Genomic DNA, 236 nt, shown 5'->3' with positions numbered 1-236 from the left:
GCTGAAGCTGATGCACTTGTTGATGCTGACTCAGATGCTGATGTGCTTGCTGATTGGCTCGCACTTGTTGACGCTGACTCAGATGCGCTTGTGCTTGCTGATTGGCTCGCACTTGTTGACGCTGATTCAGACGCTGATGTGCTTGCTGAAGCTGACGCACTTGTTGACGCTGATTCAGAAGCGCTTGTGCTTGCTGAAGCTGACGCACTTGTTGATGCCGATTCAGAGGCGCTTGT

The 236-nt window shown here is 52.1% G+C and carries 1 pseudogene; it reads left to right on the top strand.

Annotated features, from left to right (window positions below):
• Window positions 1-236 (top strand): annotated as a pseudogene (locus N8M09_RS11100) (MSCRAMM family adhesin SdrC); the annotation flags it as partial.

The organism is Streptococcus mitis (assembly GCF_946190375.1).
Taxonomy (GTDB): Bacteria; Bacillota; Bacilli; order Lactobacillales; family Streptococcaceae; genus Streptococcus; species Streptococcus mitis_CJ.
Note: the sequence above shows the minus strand (reverse complement) of the source record. Positions and strands in the feature narration are given on the sequence as shown.